General features: G+C 29.4%; 13 protein-coding genes. All 13 read right to left on the bottom strand.

Annotation, left to right across the window (positions count from 1 at the left end):
• Positions 1–10: 10 nt before the first annotated feature.
• Positions 11–661: a hypothetical protein gene (locus tag QK892_RS09610; RefSeq protein ID WP_317273334.1), complete on the bottom strand. Its 651-nt coding sequence runs from the start codon at positions 659–661 to the stop codon at positions 11–13.
• 9 nt (positions 662–670) lie between these two features.
• Positions 671–2,818, bottom strand: coding sequence for a hydantoinase/oxoprolinase family protein (locus QK892_RS09605; RefSeq protein ID WP_317273333.1), 2,148 nt, complete (start codon positions 2,816–2,818; stop codon positions 671–673).
• 144 nt (positions 2,819–2,962) lie between these two features.
• Entirely contained in the window at positions 2,963–4,264 is a 1,302-nt protein-coding gene (locus QK892_RS09600) for a transporter (RefSeq protein WP_317273332.1), read from the bottom strand.
• Between the two features lie 145 nt (positions 4,265–4,409).
• Positions 4,410–5,768 carry an FAD-dependent oxidoreductase gene (locus tag QK892_RS09595; RefSeq protein ID WP_317273331.1) on the bottom strand — a complete coding sequence of 453 codons (1,359 nt, stop codon included), beginning with the start codon at positions 5,766–5,768 and terminating at the stop codon, positions 4,410–4,412.
• A gap of 1 nt (position 5,769) precedes the next feature.
• Entirely contained in the window at positions 5,770–7,317 is a 1,548-nt protein-coding gene (locus QK892_RS09590; protein WP_317273330.1) for a DUF4127 family protein, read from the bottom strand.
• Positions 7,318–7,319: 2 nt separating this feature from the next.
• Entirely contained in the window at positions 7,320–8,024 is a 705-nt protein-coding gene (locus tag QK892_RS09585) for a hypothetical protein (RefSeq protein WP_317273329.1), read from the bottom strand.
• Between the two features lie 153 nt (positions 8,025–8,177).
• On the bottom strand, positions 8,178–10,076 hold the full coding sequence (locus tag QK892_RS09580; RefSeq protein WP_317273328.1) for a leucine-rich repeat domain-containing protein: 1,899 nt from the start codon (positions 10,074–10,076) through the stop codon (positions 8,178–8,180).
• 19 nt (positions 10,077–10,095) lie between these two features.
• Positions 10,096–11,550, bottom strand: a complete 1,455-nt coding sequence (locus tag QK892_RS09575) for a hypothetical protein (RefSeq protein ID WP_317273327.1) — start codon at positions 11,548–11,550, stop codon at positions 10,096–10,098.
• A gap of 282 nt (positions 11,551–11,832) precedes the next feature.
• On the bottom strand, positions 11,833–12,693 hold the full coding sequence (locus tag QK892_RS09570; RefSeq protein WP_317273326.1) for a MurR/RpiR family transcriptional regulator: 861 nt from the start codon (positions 12,691–12,693) through the stop codon (positions 11,833–11,835).
• Between the two features lie 118 nt (positions 12,694–12,811).
• A complete protein-coding gene (locus QK892_RS09565) occupies positions 12,812–15,166 on the bottom strand; it encodes an ABC transporter ATP-binding protein/permease (protein ID WP_317273325.1) in 2,355 nt (784 codons plus the stop codon).
• A gap of 203 nt (positions 15,167–15,369) precedes the next feature.
• Positions 15,370–16,578, bottom strand: a complete 1,209-nt coding sequence (dpaL, locus tag QK892_RS09560; RefSeq protein ID WP_317273324.1) for a diaminopropionate ammonia-lyase — start codon at positions 16,576–16,578, stop codon at positions 15,370–15,372.
• 20 nt (positions 16,579–16,598) lie between these two features.
• Positions 16,599–17,531 (bottom strand): carbamate kinase, encoded by a 933-nt coding sequence (gene arcC / locus QK892_RS09555; RefSeq protein ID WP_317273323.1) that lies wholly within the window; start codon positions 17,529–17,531, stop codon positions 16,599–16,601.
• 101 nt (positions 17,532–17,632) lie between these two features.
• Entirely contained in the window at positions 17,633–18,826 is a 1,194-nt protein-coding gene (ygeW, locus tag QK892_RS09550) for a knotted carbamoyltransferase YgeW (RefSeq protein ID WP_317273322.1), read from the bottom strand.
• Positions 18,827–18,849 lie beyond the last annotated feature (23 nt).

Here is an 18,849-nt window from a genome sequence, read left to right as displayed (position 1 = left end):
AAAAGAAAATTTATACAAAATTAATTATATAGTTTTCTTCTAATTCTTTGATATACTTTTTAAATTCTTTTAAATTAATTTTTTTATTTTCTACTAAAAATATATAGTCTAATAATTTGGGGTGAAATCTTAAATTTAGTATTTCCTTACAAAAAGCATGAGCTGCTATTTCTCTTGTTTTAAGTATTGTAGCTTTTCTTTTAATTAATCTTCCTAAATTTATTTCTATCTTTTCAAGCTTATAATTAGTATTATCGTTATTGCTATATTCTAAAAAATGATAAAATTCATGAGCTAAATGAATATTATATACTTCTTTCTTAGATATACTTAATTCATGTTTCTTTAATGTTTCTATAATTTGGTTTATAGAATTTTTATAAATAATTATTTGTTTTTCTTCTTTATCAAAAATTATTTCCCCTCTAATATCTAAATTCTTAGATTCGCAACATTCTTTAATTACTACTTCTACTCCATGCTTTTTTAAAAGTGACTCTATATCCTTGCCTTTATATTCATTTGCAAGATTTTTACCTATTTGAATTGCTTCATTAATATAATATTTTATTTTTTCCTTAGGTATCTTATGGAATAATGAATCTTCCATAAGCTCTAATAAGGATAAAACTTCATCATTTAAAAAATATAAGTTTTTCATATATCACCTCTAATTTTCTTGAGTAGCTACTATTCCAATTTTGGTAGATTCATCTAAAAGTTCAATTTCAAGATTAGTTAATGTTAATAACTGATCCTTGTTAATTACTCCTGATAAATCTATAAGTTTTTGATTGAAAATTATATATATCTTTGGAAGTTGTGCACCTGCATCTGTAAATAATGTATTTTCATCTATAAATTTATTATAGTTTTCATATAGCTCTTTCTTTGTGCAAAATAAAACCTTTCCCTTATCTTTTTGTAATCTAATTACTCCATCTTCATCAAGGATTCTAATTTTTTCTTTCTTGCTAGATATAAATCCAAAAAGTTTTTTTGTAGTCTCAAAGCATTTAAATATTATCCATCTTCCTGTTTCTCCAACTATTTGAATATTATCTTTTGATACTGCTGTAGAATCACTAACAATACTTATAAGTTCATCCTTTGTCTTTTTATCTGCACCTAATTCCTTAGTTCTAAGTTCTGTTGCACCTGTTGCTGAAGCTCTCAGAATATTTTTTTTAGCATCTACATCTACAGTAATTTCAACAGTATCTGGGTTTGCTCCTGCCTTTACAACTGCTTCAAGAATATCCATTCTTATCTTTCTAATATCTTGTTCAGTAGGATTAATAACACTTCTTTCTATTTGCTCTCTAACTAATGCTAATGCAACTCCTATAGTTGAAATATATGGTGCATTTTTAGCAATATTATATTTAACATTCATAATTTTTGAAAGATATGGTGTAACTATTGAAGCTGATCCTCCTCCACCAACAAGTTTTATTATGGATTTATTTAATTTATATTCTGTAATTAATTCATCTACTATTTTTTTCACTTTATTTATAGCTATATCCATAACTGTTTTAGCTGCTTCTTCCACAGACAAATTAACTTCTTTTGCTATCACTTCCCATGCTTTTATTCCAGCCTCTATATTACCTCTAGCATAATCTTCTTTATCAACATAACCTAATATATTTGCTGCTCCAGCTAAGGTTAAAGCAAAACTTTTTCCATTATCACATTTAATAGCAACATAATTGCTTTTATCTTCTGGTCTTGGAGCAATATAAATTAACTCTGGATTAGATATTTCCTTTTCATCTGCAAATATTTCGTATTCCTTATCTGCTATATGGGCACTTCTAGGTCCTACATCTACTATTTTATTATTTTCTACAACCACCATACTTCCACCAGCAACTCCTAAGGTTCTAACATCTAGGGATTTTAAATAAAGTTTATGTCCACCGACTTGTGAGTTTTTTATCATTACCTTACCATCTTTAATTACAGAAATATCAGTAGATGTTCCTCCAACTTCAAAAAATATTCCGTCAGAAACCTTTTCATACATTAATGCCCCAGCAACTCCAGCAGCTAATCCTGATAACATAGTTAATATTGGTCTTTTTCTAACCTCGTCTATAGTCATAACACCACCATCACATCTCATGATCATAAGTGGCTTTTTTATATCAGCATTTTTAACTGCAGCCTCTGTCATATTTGCCGTTTCCATCATTTTAGGAATTAATGCCCCATTTACTACTGAGGTTCTTGTTCTTGCTCTTAATCCATATAATTGCGATATTTCATATCCTCCAGTTCCATACATTCCACTATTTAACGCCTCTTCTATTACAAGCTTTTCATTATCTGGATTATCTACTGAATAGCTCTCTGATGCTACAATAACTTCTGCTCCCTCTTCTCTTAGTTCAGTTATTGAATCTAAAATTACTTTTTTATATAAATTTCCAGAATCTATATATCTGTGTTTTGTATATAAATACTTTCCAGGAGATAACTCTATATTTTCAACTTTAGTTTCGTTTTTAGCCCTTTCACCTTCTATTCCTTTTCCCATTCCAATTATACCAACTCTAGCTACATCACCTTCTAGCAATGCATTAGTTGCTTGGGTAGTTCCATGTGCTATAAATACTACATCATTCGGAGAAATATTATTTTCTTCTAGTACCTTTTTTATAACATCTATAACTCCCTTTGCAACCCCTTCTTTTTCATGATGAGTGGTAGGTATTTTAGCTTTTCCTATTACTTCAAAACTATTATTATCTATAACAACAGCATCTGTAAATGTTCCTCCGACGTCAATTCCAATTCTCACCTTACTCATTTTCCCCTCCTAATGCAAATCATTATCAAGGAGTTGTCGCAACAGCTCCTAAATTAAAAATGTAGAATGTAAAATGTAGAATTATTCATTTTACATTGTGCGACAGCCCTTTATTTTTTTTAAAATATCCTTAGCTATATAATTTTAAAATATCATTATAGCTGTATATATTAATGATAAACAAGTAATTAATACTGTGTATGGTAAAGTAGATTTTAAAACTGAGTTAACATCCACTTTTGCAAAATCTGCTACAATTACATTGTGAGTATTAGTCGGATCTGATACTCCTTGTACCACACCTGTAGATCTTAATGCCATTCCTATAGCTGCTGGACTTAATGTTCCTGCAGCCAACATAACATTTCCAAGGCCTGAACCTAAACCATATAAGTTAAGAGGTCCCCTATATAAAGCTAGTGGAGATGCTATAGTAAATATTATTATATATGGTAATGGAGATGTAGGTAATATAGCACCTATAAGCGGTTGCATTAATTGTATAGTAGCTGTAGCTGATACTCCATTTAATAATATTCCAATTCCTATCATTAATCCTATAACTCCTGCTACATCTTGTATTCCTTCTACAAGAGAGCTTGTTGTAATTTGAATTATTTGTGATGGCTTAGTTACTAAAATTGTATATATTACTGCAATTAAAAGTGAAAGTTCAGCACTTAATTTTAAGAAGAATACTAATAATATAGGTACTAATGGTGACAATAAAGCAAGTACATTTACATCGTCCTGTGTCTTTGTTTCAAATTTACTACTTGGCATTGCCCAAGTACTTCTTACACTTTTACTTCTTACATTAATTAATATATACGCCGCAGTTACAACAATAGATATTATTGCTAAAACTAAGGATGTTAATTTTACAAGTTCCATATCCATTCCTATTGCATCAACATAAAATTGATAGTTTGCAACATTGAATAATCCCCCAAGACCTAAACCCATAAGAAATGAACCTGCTGCAATTGTTGGCTTTATCCCTGCTGATAACATAAGCGGAATTACTATTGTTGCTACCATTATAACTGCTCCTGCTCCACCTAGCGCTGAAAATACTACTGCACAAGCAGCTGTTAATACAAATGCAATTGCTAAAGGTTTATCTCCTGCAAGCTCTGCTGCTTTTCTAATTATAGTATTTGATACACCTTGTTTTTGGATAACCTTTGCAAACATTGCACCAAATATTGCAGCCATCATTGTACTAGCAAGTCTAACTGACCCACCTCCAATTACATGAGCCATTAAGGTTTGTCCACCCTCTTCTTTTGGTGTCATAAATGGAACTCCTGCTATTACAGCTATTATAATTCCTAGTAGTGGTAATGCTAAAAGTGTCGGTAGTTTCTTAGATATCATAAGTACTGTTATTGCAGCAAAAACTAATAATATAAGGATAACTTGAATATTTAAAACTTCTCCCATTTTTCATTCCCCTTTTCTAATATTTTTTATAATTGCATTTTTAATAAAAGACCCAGAATTCAATTAGTTTATAAAATTTTATTTTTATTTCATATATCGCCCTCCTTGTATTTATATTTATAATAAATAGTGTCCTCAAGTTGTCTTATCCGATAACTTGATTATCCCTTAGTAGCTCTTCTCTAAGTTCAGGATAGCTTAATTCCCTAAAGCTTTTATTACCTTTAACGCAAATTCTTGCTGCAGTACCAGCTGCTTGTCCCAAAGCCATGCAAATTGGAGAAACTCTCATAGATGCAAATGCCTCATGAGTTGTACTTATTGCTCTTCCTGTAACAATTAAATTGTTAATTTCTTTAGGTAACAATGCTCTGTATGGTATTCCATAGTAATCACCCATTTTCATTTCTATTAAATCTAATTCCTTACCATCTGGATCATGAATATCTATTGGCCAACTTCCAAGAGCTACTGTATCTTCGAATATCTTCTTAGAAAAAATATCCCTTTCAGTTAATTGATATTCTCCAACTAATCTTCTAGTTTCTCTAACACCTATTTCATCACCCGATTGAACCAAAATTGAATCTTTGAATCCCGGTATATATTTTTTCAAAAAATTATATATTTCTATTACCTGTCTTCTACCTTCTATAGTTGCTTCAGATAAATCAAAATCTCTTACAGCTATTTTATTTATAACCCTACTCATATTTATAGCAACTTCGCCTCTTCTATTTAATTCAAAAAACAAAACCCTATCTCTACTTATTGTAAAATCACCATTTTTTGTAGCCTCCTTTATTTTTGAAAAGAAGCCTGAAATTGCAATTCTTTTTGTATCACGAAGGCTCTTTATATTATCTCCCAACACAAATTCATCTCTATTACTTTCAACATAATCAATAAGCTCATCTATATTAACATCACTTAATTTAAACATCATTGTCATAGGTTGACATTTACCATCCTTTTCCCTTCCTATCTTCATTTCATTTCCAGAAAGGTAAGCTATTTCTCCATCTCCAGTAGCATCAACATAATATCTTGAACTTATTCTATATAAACCCGATCTAGTCTTAACTATAATAGCCTGTATATCTTTTTCATCAACTTCTACATCTAATGCTTCAGTATGATATAAAATCTCTACTCCCGCTTCTAGCAAATACTCTTGAGCTGTATATTTATAAACCTCTGTTTCTACAGGTGTAACAGTTGCTGCTACTCCAAGTGGATCTTCAATATGACCTATTGTCCCACCATTTTTTTTAATTCTTTCAATAAGTTCATTTGCATATCCCATTACAATTTGCTTTTTTCCAGCATGAAAGGTCATAAGAGGTATTACTAAAGATTTAGTTGCACATCCACCTAAATATCCGCCTCTTTCTATTAATATTACTTTGTTTCCCTCTGAAACAGCTGCCCTTGCTGCAATAATACCAGAAGGTCCTCCTCCTATAATTAAAACATCACAGCTTTTATTTCCTTTTACCTTCATATCATCTCTCCTTTAAAGCAATATTCACTTCACATTTAACCTCAAAGGTTCTGTTCCAAGGCAATATTGCATTTACATTTATTTCTTCTATAAATCCCTTAGCCTCTAAGTAATTAACTTCACTTCTAGAAAAATAATCATTAATCATTTTTCTTAACTCTTTTTCAATAAATTTATCTATTTTATTCACCCTTTTTTTCATATTAAAAATGCTTAAATCTTCTTTTAATACTTCTTTATTTACTTCATTTCTAATATAGCTCTGATACATATAATCATCACAATATCTCTCTATTAAAAATTTTAGACTTTGTAAAGAATTATTATAATCAATCATCCCCTTTGATAATAAGGTTGAAATTATATTTCCATGAGAAATTGTAGTACCCATTGCATTTCCAGCAGTATTCCAAGCTCCATAAGCTACTACCTTAAGCAATAAATCTTCTTCTTTTAATCTTGTTATAAGATAACTATCTCCACCATTTGCAAAAGATAAATCAGCTATTCCTACATTCTTTCCTAACTTAACATATCTTTTTATTCTCTCAATAAGCTCATCAATAGTATTGTTTTTATTGTAGTTTTCTGCTTTCCCTTCTGCCATATCTATATATGGAATATTTGGAGTTGTAATTGCAAGTATATAATCACACTCATTATAGTTATCTACTATTATTGCATTGGTACTTTTTAAATGTTCAATTATATTTACATTTAGAGGTCTATCTTCAAATTTTGGAATAACTTCTTTTAATTTATTATCATCAAAATCTATATAAACCTTAGGTTTATAATTCTCAACATCGTTTACATACCTACTAAGAAGTATTTGTCCAATTTCATCGGCACCTGGATAAACATATACTTTATCCTTTATGTTATCTTTATTTATCTTTTCATGTATCTTTTCATGCTCTATTAAATGTAATCCATATTTAGAGCAATCCTCTTGTGATAGTATTAGAAAATCAATTATTTCATCTTTTACAAGATTTATGGCTTCCATATTAATTTTATGGTTTCTTTCTCTAGTACTTAAATAAGTATTTAATACTTCTTGTGGTATTTCCAATTCTATTTTTTCTAAATTACTTTTAAATTCAGTTTCATTTAATGACTCTACCCTATATCTTAATTCATTATATTTATTTATTTTATCCCACCATACTTGACTTTCATCACTGGATACAGATATAGATAACCTCATAATATTTGAAAAGGCATATATCTTTACTTTTCTATTATTCTTCTTATATTCTGTTAAATTACTTAATATTTTTATTGCATCATCAGCTGGTCTTTTATCAGTTCTAGAAGCAATTAAACCACCATATAGAAACATATCTAGGGATATTATTAATGCATCTCCCTCTTCACAATTTAACCAATTTACTATTTCTTCTACATTTCCTTCTTTTAAAAAGAAGCCTAAATCTTCACTTTTAGGCGTTTTTATTTCTAACCCCCTTAGATTAGCTAACTGAATAACTAAATCTAAATTTACTGGTCTATCATCTAGTGGTATATATAAAACTTTATTATTCATATTTAATCCTCTTTTTTATTAAAATCATCTATAACTTTTCTATATTTTAATGTAGCTTCATAAATTGATTCTTTTGTTTTACCAGTTACTATTGCTCCAATCATTAACCCATTAATACCAATTTGTTGTAATACTATACTTTGTTCAGGTGTTATACTCCTTTGAGTTGGTATTACTATAGGTTTAGAAGTAGCACCTCTGATTGATTTATATTGTAATAATTCTCTCACTGTTAATTCATTTCCATAAGTAGATGGCTCCATAATAGAACACTCTAATATATCTATAGGCAATTCATCATAAGCTTTTACATATTCTAATTTGTATTCATTATCTATAGCCACCATCTTATCAATATCTTTATTAAATACTAATGGATTCATATGTTTATCATATAATGAGATAAAGTTAAAGCCTTCATCAATTATTCCATCTATTTCTGACATTGGTATTTTATCATGCCCTCCAGCAACAATTCCTATAGGTCTATCATACTTTTTACAAAGTGAAACTATCTCTTTAATATTCTTTAATTCTTCTTCTAGAGATCCAAACCTAGTTTTGCTTGCTCTATGCTCCACATTAATATGGATTTTTAATATATCTGCTCCTGCTGATAATGCCGCTTCAGCAAGTTCTAAATTATTTTCTGGAAGACTTACTATTAGGGATATTGATTCTTTTTTCAATATATTAATCAAATTCATACTAGACTTCCTTTCTACGTTTTATTTTTCTTTAATATAATTCTATCATCCAAAAATTACTAAATCAATACTTTTCGGAATATTTTTTCACATATTTTGAAAATATATTTCAAAATGAAAAGAGTCTGAGAAATATCAGACTCTTTTCTATATTTACTTACCTTTTATCCTTACACCTAAAGTTTCAGTAGCATTATCTACTGTAGAATTTTTAATTTTAATTATTACTTTTCCATTGCCTTTCTTTGTTCCAACTATACTAGTGGAATTGCTTCCCGTAACAAAGAATTCTTTATTAGATATATCTTCAATTTCCATCACTCCTAAAGGTATCTTCTTATCTGATCCCTTAATTTTTATATAATCTAATAAATTTATTTCTTCTCCTATTTTGAAGTCTATCTTTTTATTAGAAACTTTCTCTATTTCAAATTGTCCTTCCATACCTTTAATAAAGTTTTCATTTAACAAAACATTAACCTTATCACTAAATTCTGATTTTGTTAAATAGTTATTTCTTAAATCCACTTTCTTCAATTTTTCAATAGCAGTTATTTCTTTTGGTATTGTAGTTAATCTATTATTATTTGCAAAAATAAATCTTAATTCTGCTATATTTCCTATTGAACTTGGTATATCTAATAATTCATTATTACTTATATATAAACCTTGTAACTTTGATAAACTACCTAATTCCATTGGTAATACTTCTAATTTATTGTGACTTAAGTTTATTCCTGTTAAAGTTATCAAGCTTCCTATACTATTAGGTAATACTTTTATTTCATTATCATTTAATCCTAAATATGATATTACTTTCATCTTACTTATTTCTTCTTGAACTTCTTGTATATTATTAAAAGAAAGATCTAAATGCTTGATATTTTCTATAATCGGAACTGAACTTAATTGATTTTTTGATAAATCTATATATTGTAATGAAACTGGAACAAAATTCATATCCACTTCTTTTATATTGTTTTTTGAAATATATAAAGTCTTTAAAGCACTTAAAGGTGATAAATTAGGAAAGTTCTCTAAACTGTTATTTTCTAAATTTATTTCTTTTAAACTTACTAACTTATCCATATTTTCTGGTAATACATCTATTTTGTTATTTGATAAATTTATTTCTGTTAATCTACTAAGATTTACTATATTATTAGGTAACCTACTTAATTCATTATTATCAATGCTTAATGTATATAATTTATTTAATCCACCAATACTTTCTGGTAGTGAAGTAAGTTTATTCTTTCCAATTCTTAAATACATAAGCTCAGGGAAAGAACCTATATTATCAGGTAACTCTGTTATATTATTATTAAAAAGACTTAATTCTCTTAAAACTGGTAATGCTACTATATCATTTGGGAAAGTTGTTAGTTCATTACCATAAGCAACTAATCTTATAAGCTTTTTTAGATTATTTACTTCAGCTGGTATTTCAATTATTTTATTTTGTGAGAAATCTAGTCTGTCTAATGTTGTAATATTACCAATTTCCTTTGGTAGAGAAGTTAATAAATTTTGAGAAATATCAAACCAACGAAGCTTTTTCATATTTCCAATATATGATGGTAGCTCTTCTATTTTATTTCTTGAAATTATTAACTTATCTAAACCTTCTAATTTAGTTATTTCTTCTGGAATTATATTTATGTGATTACCCTCTAAATTTACTTCAAAGAGATTTGGTAAATAGGATATTCCTTCTATTGACTTAATTTTTTCTTCAACAGCTAATAAATACTTTACAGATTGCAATTTTCTTAAAGTAACTTTATTGGATTGTATATCTGGAATATCCTGAGGATTAGTATAAGTGGTAAAAGTAACTGTCCTAATAATCACATTTCTAAAATTCTCATCTGGAAACATTAATTTTAATTCTTCTTCATATATCTCTCTATCTAAATCTACTTCATTAATGCTAATTGATTCATTTTCATCTGCATAAACTAATTTATTATCAGAAAAAGCTGATATAACCATACTTGATATCAACACAGCTGATAATGCAGCTATTTTAACTTTTAAATTCTTCCTCATATTACTCACCTCATTAAAATTAATATTCTAATAGAATCTTAATGTTTGTCCAATTTGCAACTGGTGATTCTTCAAAAGATGATGCATGTTCACTAAAGCCAGTTAATCCCATGATTGTAGGGACATCTTGATAATTAGCACCAAAATCTTCTGATATAACAAACCTAGTACTATTTTCAACGTCACCCTCTATATACTTAGGTTTTAAGTATTGAGAATAAAGAGGTGCTACTGCTTCTAAAATAGGGTCAAAAGTTACTTCTCCATTTGGTGCGTATTCTGGATTATAAAGATCTTCTTTATTTGATCCAATACTAGCTATTATTCCATAATGAGGTTGCTGTGAGAAAGCTCCATCTATAAAAGCTTTTTGATCCACATTATAAGCTAAGAACTTAGCATGATTAGCTGGTACTAATTGAATTCCACCTGAGTAGTCAATATATTTTCCCCAGCCTGATTTACCAATCTTTGGAGAAGTAGATAAACAAATAACTCCTGGATGACTTGCTCTAAATGTTCCCACGTGAGAATATTCAGTTCCTCCAAATCTTCCTGTTCCTCTTACTCTTTGAATTATATCTGCTATATGTTTACTAGTTCCATCCTCATAATTAAGTAACACCCTTCCATTAGCTTCTTTGTATTCACCATTCACTGTATCTCCTGCTGCCCAGTTTTCAATTTCAATACTTACTGGTGATCCAATATCTATTGATGGTTTACTTACTATTATTCTTAAATCTTCAGGTATTGGTTTATCAAAACTACCATTATAATAATAATCAAGTGACTTCCATTCTTCATCGCTATCTAAAAATTGAACTGGGTTCCCAACAAAGGCTCCACTGTTTCCCCCAAAAATTTCACTTCCACCCAAGATATCTGTATAAATTATACTATCAGTAAACTTCACTGGATTATTAATTTCTGAATAAACATAATCATCCTCTGTTCCTATAGTAAATTGCCTTGGCATCCAAACTCCTGCTGCCTCAATATCTGCTGGAGAAAGGCTTGGTACTGATGTCTTTGTTATTTCAGCTGCTTTTATAGGATCATAACTTTCGCTAGGACCTACTCTTACATGGACATTATTTGAAGCTGTAGCTGTTACACCAGAATGAGATCCATCATTAGCAGCATCATAGTGAGATGCCCAAAAACCTGCTGAAGAAGTTGTTGGATATTTACCAGCTCTTATTACATTTCCCATTTCCCTTTTTGAACCATCCGGAAACTCTTGATAAATACTTCCTCCATCTCTATTTTCTATATATATAATGTACATTAAATCTAAAGTTGGGGTATTTTCTTCTTTTACTTCTTCGGGTATTTTACTATTTATACTATCAGCAACATTGCTTCCCTTATACTTTTCAATAGAATTCGCATATACATTTCCTGAAAAAACTCCTAAAACAATGAAAGTCCCTATTAGAAAGCTAACTATTTTTTTTGTAGACTTTTTCACTCTTCTCACTCCTTTTTATATTTTAATCATAATTTTTTATATCTTTTGTATTATGATGCATATAATTGTGTCTACTAAATAATTATAAAATTAGCCTGCAGAACTAAAATTACCTTTTTTTAACTTAATTGTTTAATTTAGTTATATTATTTATTTAATGTTAACATTGTAAAACCTTTTCAGCAATAGTTTTTGAAATTTTTTTTCTATTTTTTTGAAAATTGTTTTTACTTAAAAAATAAAGCAATGCGACTTAATAAAGCCTCATTGCTTATTTTCTAATTATTTACTTATTCTTTTAATTGCATTTTCTGTTTTAATCTTAGATTCTATTGCTATTTCTTTGTTTTTTCTTATAACATTAGTACATATTAAATCTACTAAGAAACTCTGGGATATCCTTATTCCTAAGGATTCCATATCAAGCTTTATTTCTTGATATGTATAGTTTAATACGTAGTCGCTAACCCTTGCTAATTTTGACAACAAATTTTCTGTTATAGAAATTACCCGTACATTATTTTCTCTAGCAATTTCCGCTGCCATATTCACCTCTTCTGTATTACCACTATTTGAAATAATGAATAATACATCATCTTCTTTCATTAAAGATGCCATCATTAGAAGAGTATGACTATCTCTATAGAAGTTACAAGCTAAACCTACTTTCATAAACTTATAATATGCATCTTCTGCAATTAATCCAGAGTGTCCCACACCTGCAAAAGCTATTCTTTTTGCTTTTACCAATATATCTGATATTTCTTCAATTATTGTATAATCTATTTTCTTTAAAGTGTTTTCTAAAGAACTTATATTCATATCATAAAATTTTTTAACAAATTCACCTAGAGAATCATCCTCTGATAACACTTCATTTCTAGCTGCTTCATCACTAATATCAGCATTATTATATCCATTATTCTTGAACTCTTGTGCCATTGTCATCTTAAATTCTAAAAAACTTCTAAATCCAAGCTTTCTACAAAATCTTGTGACTGTTGCTTCACCAACACCGCAATTATTAGCTATTTCAGTTACTGTCATATATATACTACTATTCATATATTCTTCTATATAATCACAAATTTTATTTTCTGCTTTGGTTAACTCATTTCTATCTTTTACCAATAAAGATTTCATTTATATCCCTCTTAATTCTTTATTTACTTATTAAAATAATTATATTATAAATTCAAAGAAATAACTACTTTGAAATATTCAACCCTACTAAGTTAATATATCTACTTACTTAATAATGTTACTCCGTTCTTAAAGCTTCAACTGGATCCTTCTTAGAAGCTATCTTAGCTGGTATAGTACCTCCAAGCATAGTTAATAATACACTTATAATTACTAAAACAATTGCATGAACTGGATTTAAAATTGCTACGTTTTTTAAATCAGTAATATCATAAAGTATGTTGTTTATTGGAAATGTTAATAGATAAGCAATAACTATTCCTAAAATACCTGAACAACTTCCAACAATAAATGTTTCTGCATTAAAAACTCTTGCAATGTCCTTCTTTCTTGCACCTAATGCTCTTAAAACTCCTATTTCCTTTGTTCTTTCCAGAACAGATATATATGTTATTATTCCAACCATAATTAAGGAAACTATTAATGATATTCCAGCAAATGCTATTAGTACCATTGTTATAGCATCCATTATTCCTCCTGATAAACTTACAAATGTACTGGCCATATCATTATATACTATTACATCCTCTTTATCTTTTCCTTCATTCCAAACATCTAAGTAATCTGTTATAGCTTTTTTAGTAGCAAAATCTTTTGGGTATAAGGTTATCATATAAGGAATTGAAGTTGCCCCTATAGATGCAAGAAGATTATCTTTAGTATTAGTATTCCTAGAATTTCTCACGTTGCTGTCTTGCTTAAAGCTTTCTCCAGTAAATATATTATATGAAACTTCTTCCTGAGCCTTTACAACTTCCGATTTTTTAGCATCTTCTATAAAGTACTTACTTAATTCATCTGAGTAAGATAATCCTTGTGATAAAACTGGAATTGTAACATCCTTTTTAATTCTTAAAATTCCTGTTATGTTTAAAGGTATTGCTCTTTCATTATTGTATATTTCAATCATATTATTTGGATTCCCTGTTAAAGTAAAGTAATTCCCTATTTTTTTATAATAGTCATTATTTAAAATCGCCTTTATTTCATATCCTATTATATCATTAAAATTAATTTCTTCTACATTACTATCAATTCCTAGTGCTTCTAAAATTGCAGTATCTAATTTATTGTATTCATCTACCACTAAAATTAAATCATTCATAGTTTTCGGAAATGATCCTGCAAGCAAATCATAAGATGTTTCTAAATACCCTTCAGAATTACTATCTATCTTTATTGGATAAGAAGATAGCTTCAAATCTGATGCATTAATTGGAGTTGCTATATTATCAACTTTTTTTAATAAATTCATATTTACTAAGCGAGTTAATGAAATTCCTGAAAGTAAATTTTCATTAATACTCTCAATATATTTTACATACTCATCCGAAAGTTTATTCGTATGAATAATTGTATTTTCTTTACTATTGTAAGGATATATAAAATTTGTTTCAGGATACTTACTTGTATCTTCTTTATCCTCCCCCATAATCTCTTTTCTCATTTCTCTACTATGTTCCATCATAGAATTTATGTCAACTTCAGCTGCCTTTTGGGATATAATTATAGGAAACCCTGATAATGTATCTGATTCAAAAATATCTATTTGTTTATCAAATCCATTTGAAAGTGATAAAATTAATGCTATTCCTATAATACCTATACTTGATGCAAAAGCAGTTAAGAAAGTCCTCCATTTTTTAGTTTTTATATTCATTCCAGATAATTTTAAAGCTGTAAAGAAACTCATACTTGTCTTTTTAAGACTATATGAAACACTACTTTTTTCAGCTTCTAAAGGGTTAGTATCTGAAATAACATACCCATCTCTGAATTCAACTATTCTATCTGCATACTCCTTAGCAATATCTGAATTATGAGTTACCATTATAACTAATTTGTCCTTAGCTATATCTTTTATAAGATTCATTATTTGAATACTAGTTTTAGAATCTAATGCGCCTGTTGGTTCATCAGCCAATATTATATCAGGGTCATTAGCAAGTGCTCTTGCAATAGCAACCCTCTGCATCTGTCCCCCTGAAAGCTGATTTGGTCTTTTAAAAACATGATCTTTAAGCCCAACCCTCTCTAATACTTCTAAAGCCTTCTTATGTTTTTCAGGTGCAGAAACTCCACTTAACGTCATTCCAATCTCTACATTATATAAAATACTTAAATGATTAATTAAATTATAACTCTGAAAAATAAATCCTATACTATTATTGCGATATGCATCCCAGTCTGAATCCTTAAATTCTCTTGTAGATTTTCCGTTAATAATCAAATCTCCGCTATCATATTTATCTAATCCTCCAATAATATTTAGACAAGTAGTCTTGCCTGACCCACTTGGTCCAAGTATGGCAACAAATTCATTTTGCCTAAAGTTTAAGCTTACACCACCTAAAGCAATCTGTTTAAATTCGCCTGTTACATATGATTTTGTTATATTTTTTAGCGATAACATACTATCACTCCTGCATTATATTTTTCTACTATAGTTCTTGTAATATTTTAGTTTTATAAATTAAATTTGAACTCAGTAAAATTATTCTATTTATGATTATATCCAATTTTGAAATCTGTATATAAATTACTAAAGAATAAAAAAAAGAGCTATTCCTTTATTATTAGAATTGCTCCTTTTTATAAATATTGCATAAGAGTAACTTATCTATTGTAAGTTCCTTCCCAAACTATTTCCCTATACTTATCTGGGTCTGTATCTCCTTCTGTGCTAAATAAAAGTACTTTAGAATTCTCATCTAGTCCAATAGCTTCTTTTAATTCCTTATATTCAGGATTTGTCATTAATTCATAAACTAATCCTAGAGTAACAGCTCCTGATTCTCCTGATATTACCTTCTCATCTCCATTTAATGGATTACCAAGAATTCTCATACCATTAGCAGCTACATAATTTGGTGCTGAAACAAATACCTTTGAATAATTTTTTAAAACTTCAAACCCTGTTATATTAACTTCGCCACATGCAAGACCAGCCATTATTGTAGGCATATCACCACCAACTGCTCTTGGATTACCATCATTAGCTATAGCAGATTCATAATAACAAGCTGCTTCCTTTGCTTCCACTATTACAGTTGTTGGGCATTCATCTCCAAAAACTGATGCAAAGAATCCTTGAATACCTCCCGCAAGTGAGCCTACTCCTGCTTGTAAGAATATATGTGTAGGTCTTTCTACTTTATAATCATTTCTTAATTGTTCTAAAGCTTCTAATCCCATAGTTCCATATCCTTGCATTATCCATGCTGGAATTTCTTCATAGCCTTCCCATGCAGTATCTTGAATTACTACTCCGTTATGCTCATCTGCATATTTAGCTGCAAGTCTTACAGCATCATCATAGTTCATTTCAGTTATTGATGCATCAGCACCTTCTTTTCTAATATTTTCAAGCCTAGTTAAAGAAGATCCTTTTGGCATGTATACTACTGATTTTTGTTTTAGTCTATTGGCAGTCCAAGCAACCCCTCTGCCGTGATTTCCATCAGTTGCTGTTACAAAAGTAATATCACCAAGTTTTTCTCTAATTTCATTGGAAACCAACCTATAATATGGCAAATCTTTAATATCCATATCTAATCTTTTAGCTAAATACTTAGCCATGGCATAAGATCCCCCAAGCACCTTAAATGCATTTAATCCAAATCTATATGATTCATCCTTTAAAAATATATCACCAAGACCTAATCTTTTACTTAAGTTTTCTAAATTAACTAATGGTGTAACACTATATTCAGGAAAACTTTTATGAAAGTTCCTAGCTTTATTTATTTCATTCATACTTAAAAAGTCTAAAGTAACTTCATTTTTAGGCATGGTGTTTTCCTTCCATTGTATTTTTTCAGACATAATATTTTTCACCCCTAAATCTATTTTGTTATTCTCGTACCAGTGTTACCTAAAATTCCATCCTTTGCTTTTTCTAATAAAGTAATAAGTGATGAACTTCCTTCTTTATATTCAGCAAAATCTATACCTGCTTCAACTTTAGGTCTCATAGATCCCGGTGCAAAATGTCCCTCTTCAACATATTTCTTCATTTCTTCTACAGAAACATTATCTAACCATTTTTCATTTTCTTTTCCATAATTAATAGCTGCCTTTTCTACTGCGGTTAAAATTATTAAAAAATCTGCATCTAATTCTTTTGCTAATGTAGCACTTGCAAAGTCCTTATCAATAACTGCACTTGCTCCCCTTAAATGGTTTCCTTCTTTCAATACTGGAATTCCACCACCTCCACAAGCAATAACAACATTTCCTGACTCTACTAAATTTTTAATAATTTCAATTTCAATTATGCTCTTTGGTTTTGGAGATGCAACTACTCTTCTATATCCTCTTCCAGCATCTTCAACTACATTAATCCCCTTTGAAATTAATATATTTGCTTCTTCTTTTGTCATAAAACTTCCTATTGGCTTTGTTGGATTTTCAAAAGCTTTATCATTTTTATCTACTTCCACTTGAGTGATTATAGTTGCAACAGATTTATTAATATTTCTATTTAATAATTCTTCTCTAATAGAATTTTGTAAATCGTACCCTACATACCCTTGGCTCATGGCTACACATACTGACATTGGTATTGATGAATATTTTGTGTCCACTTTTACTAATGCATCCATTGCAAGATTTATCATTCCAACTTGTGGGCCATTTCCATGAGATATTACAACATCATGTCCTTCTTCAATTAAATCTACAATAGCCTTTGCTGTTGATTTAACTGCACTCATTTGTTCTGCCAAATTATTACCTAATGCATTTCCCCCTAAAGCTATTACAATTCTCTTTTTCATAATTCTCTCCCTCAAACTTTCAGAATATATGATATTTTAATTTTTAAGGCTTTTACCCTTTTATTTTCTTCTTGGATAAAAGCCTCGTTTAAATGTAAAGTCTATTTAATATGTCTTTCTTTTTTAGCTTCTTCTAATCTAGCTAATACTTCTTGTGGATTACTAACCTTACTTAAGAAGATCATAGCTGCTATTACATATGGTTTATAACTAGCTTCTTTATATAATGGCTTTCTATATCTATCAAATACTGAAGCTTCAACTTCTCCTGTTTCACAACTAACACCAGTAATATCTGCTGGCAAGCAATGTAAGTATAATGCCTTTCCATCTTTAGTAGTCATCATTAATTCCTCAGTACATTGCCAATCTTTATGCTGTGCATTTTGAGCAAGTAATTCTTTTTCTAATTCTTTGATTCCATCAAAGTCTCCATTTCCATATAAATCAGTTCTCTTTTCCATTGCAACAAATGGAGCCCAGCTCTTTGGATATACTATATCTGCATCCTTAAATGCTTCTTCCATAGAGTTTGTCTTAGTAAATGAACCACCAGACTTAATTGCATTTTCTTTAGCTACTTCTTCAACTTCTGGCATTACTTCATATCCTTCTGGGTGAGCTAAGACAACATCCATGCCAAATCTTGTTAATAATCCAATAATTCCTTGTGGAACTGATAATGGTTTACCATAAGATGGAGAATAAGCCCAAGTCATAGCAACTTTCTTACCCTTTAAGTTCTCAATTCCTCCAAATTCATTAATTAAATGTAATGCATCTGCCATAGATTGAGTTGGATGGTCAATATCACATTGTAAATCAACTAATGTAGGTATTTGCTCTAATGTTCCTTCTTCAAATCCTTCTCTTACAGCTTTAGATACTTCTCTCATGTAAGTATTTCCCTTGCCTATATACATGTCATCTCTAATGCCGATAACATCTGCCATAAAAGATACCATGTTAGCAGTTTCTCTAACTGTTTCTCCATGAGCTACTTGAGATTTTCCTTCATCTAAATCTTGAACTTCTAATCCTAAAAGATTACAAGCTGATGCAAAACTAAATCTTGTACGAGTAGAATTATCTCTAAATAAGGAAATTCCAAGTCCACTATCAAATATCTTTGTTGATATATTATTTTTTCTTAAGTCTCTTAAAGCTTCGGCTACGGTAAATACAGCCTTTAATTCATCATCACTCTTTTTCCAAGTTTCCATAAAATCATCATTATACATTTTTGAAAAATCTAATTTATTTAGTTCACCTATATACTGATCCATTAAAGCCATTTTTAAATTCCTACCCTTCATTT

Origin of the sequence: Clostridium lamae (genome assembly GCF_033043255.1) — a bacterium.
Lineage (GTDB): Bacteria > Bacillota > Clostridia > Clostridiales > Clostridiaceae > Clostridium > Clostridium lamae.
The sequence above is the reverse complement of the archived record's forward strand: the minus strand, read 5'-3'. Positions and strand labels throughout refer to the sequence as shown.